Source organism: Arhodomonas sp. KWT (assembly GCF_010993615.1).
This window is the reverse complement of the sequence record NZ_WNXE01000301.1, coordinates 1-2,413: the sequence shown is the minus strand read 5'-3', so window position 1 is coordinate 2,413 and position 2,413 is coordinate 1. Positions and strand designations below refer to the sequence as shown.

General features: G+C 75.8%; 3 protein-coding genes. All 3 read right to left on the bottom strand.

Features of this window, described 5'->3' with window-relative positions:
• On the bottom strand, window positions 1–614 hold a 614-nt coding region (gene rsxG / locus G7A99_RS18160), incomplete at its 3' end, for an electron transport complex subunit RsxG (protein ID WP_163142814.1).
• Entirely contained in the window at window positions 607–1,635 is a 1,029-nt protein-coding gene (locus G7A99_RS18155) for an RnfABCDGE type electron transport complex subunit D (RefSeq protein ID WP_163142810.1), read from the bottom strand. The genes rsxG and G7A99_RS18155, both read right to left, overlap by 8 nt.
• Window positions 1,632–2,413 (bottom strand): SLBB domain-containing protein (locus G7A99_RS18150; RefSeq protein WP_163142807.1); only part of this gene is annotated, 782 nt, incomplete at its 5' end. The genes G7A99_RS18155 and G7A99_RS18150, both read right to left, overlap by 4 nt.

The window sequence follows — 2,413 nt, the reverse complement described above, 5'->3', positions numbered from 1 at the left end:
AGGAGTCGCTCGCGATGCGCGCGGAAGTATACCAGTGCCCGCCGCACCGCGCCGGTCACCGCCCGCGAGGTGATGGTTGCGCCGGTGATGGCGTCGAAGGCGCCGCCGTCGGCGGCGACCCGCCAGTCCTCCGTCGGGGTGGTGCCGAAGTGCCGGCCCTGGAACTGTCGGATCCACCCGGAGCGGTCCGCCTCGATGGCGTCGCCGAGCCCGGGGGTCTCCTGGTGGGCGATCACCCGTACCCCGGTGATGCTGCCGTCGCGCTGCACGCCGACCAGCAGCCGGATCGCACCGCCGTAGCCGTCCGGGGCGACGGCGGTGAAGACCACGGCGACGACCTCGCCGTCGCGCACCGCCCGGTAGACCGGCAGGGGATCGCGGCTGCCCAGCGCCTCCGGCGCCCGCACCCGCAGCGGTGCCTGCGCCGGGGAGCGGTCGAAGGGCCCGGGCGGCAGCACCGCGGCGAGGCGCTCGCGTACCGCGCTCTCGCGGTTGGCGGCGATCGCGGGGGCCGTCTCCCGGTGGGTGAAGGCGACCAGCGCCGCCCCCACCAGCGCGCAGGCGGTGAGCACGGCGGCGGCGATGACCGTCCCCCGGGTGGCGCCTTCAGTCATGGCCGTCCCCGCGGGGGTGGCCGTAGATCCGCGGCCGGGTGTAGCGGTCGATCAGCGGCACGGCCATGTTCATCAGCAGCACCGCGAAGGCGATGGCGTCGGGATAGCCGCCCCAGGTCCGGATCAGCCAGGTCAGCACGCCGATGCCGGCACCGAAGATCACCCGGCCCCGGGGCGTGGTCGCCGCGGATACCGGGTCGGTGGCGATGAAGAAGGCGCCGAGCATGGTTGCCCCGCTGGCCCAGTGGAACCACAGCCCCGGGTGGAGGCTGGGATCGACAGCCCAGAGGAAGGCCGCGGGCACGCCGATGCCGGCGAGCACGCCGGCGGGGATGCGCCAGTCGGCGGTGCGTGTCGCGACCAGCACGGCGCCGCCGGCGAGGTACAGGCCGTTGATCGCCGCCCAGCCCCGCCCGCCGAGCGCGCCCCACAGCGGTCCCTGGCGGATCTCCGGGAGGGTCAGGGCCTGGCCGAGCTGGGTGCGCACGGCGTCCAGCGGCGTCGCCGCGGTCACCGCATCCACCCCACCGCCGAAGATGGCGTGGGCGGCAGTGAGGGGCCCGGGCGCGCCGCCGGCGAGCCCCGCCGGCGCCGGCCACTGGCTCATCAGCCGAGGGAAGGCGACCAGCAGCACCACGTAGCCCACCATCGCCGGATTGAACGGGTTGTGACCGAGGCCGCCGTACAGGTGCTTGGCGAACACCAGGCCGAAGGCGGTGCCCAGCATGGCCACCCACCAGGGCGCCAGCCCCGGCAGGCTCACCGCCAGCAGCACGGCGGTGACCACCGCCGACCAGTCGCGGAGGAACAGCGCCAGTGGACGGCCGCGCAGGTGGAGCATGGCGGCCTCGGTGGCCACCGCGGTGGCCACCGCCAGGCCGATCTGCCACAGCACGCCGGCGCCGAAGAACCAGAGCTGGCCGAGCACGCCGGGGACCAGCGCGCAGAGGACCAGGCGCATCGTGCCGCCGACGGTACGCGGCGGGCGCAGGTGCGGGGAGACGGCCTGGCGCAGGGTCATGAACGGTCCCCGTCGTCGCCGTCGGATTCCGCCGTTCCGCGGCGGCGGCGCCGTTTCTCCAGGGCGGCCGCGACCGCGGCCTTGCGGGCGTCGCCGCCGCTGCGCGCCTGTGCCTTCTTCTGCTCGCGGCGCTGGCGGCGTTCCTCGGCCTCGCGGGCGAGCCGTGCCTGACGGGCCTCGTAGCGCTCGCGGGCGCGCTCGGCGATGGTCCGGGCCTGGCGGGCGTCCGCCATCTCCGCCTTGCCGTGGCGGAAATACTGGATCAGCGGGATGTGGCTGGGGCAGACGTAGGCGCAGGCGCCGCACTCGATGCAGTCGCCGAGGCCGAGTGCCGCCAGGGTGTCGACCTCGCCGCCACGGGCGTGCCAGTAGAGCTGCTGGGGCTGGAGCGAGGCGGGGCAGGCCTCGGCGCAGGCGCCGCAGCGGATGCACGGCAGCGCCGGCTGCGGTGGCGGACACAGCGCCGTGGTGGCGGCGAGGATGCAGTTGGTGGCGGCCACGACAGGCACCGCCGGGTCGGCGACGGTGAAGCCCATCATCGGCCCGCCCATGATCAGCCGGTCGAGCCCCGGCGTCGCCCCGCCGGCCGCCGCGAGGAGGTCGGAGAACGGTGCGCCCAGGGGGGCGAGCACCACCCGCGGGTCGGCGACCGCGTCGCCGGTGACGGTGACGTAGCGGTGGGTGAGCGCACGGCCCTCGACCGCCGCCCGGTGGACGGCCTCGGCGGTGCCCACGTTCTGGCAGAGGATGCCGAGCGTGGTGGGCAGGTCGCCGGCGG

What these genes read in the sequence shown, in the direction of transcription:
- G7A99_RS18155 (WP_163142810.1), bottom strand. Translation starts at nt 1,635, where the DNA reads ATGACCCTGCGCCAGGCCGTCTCCCCGCACCTGCGCCCGCCGCGTACC.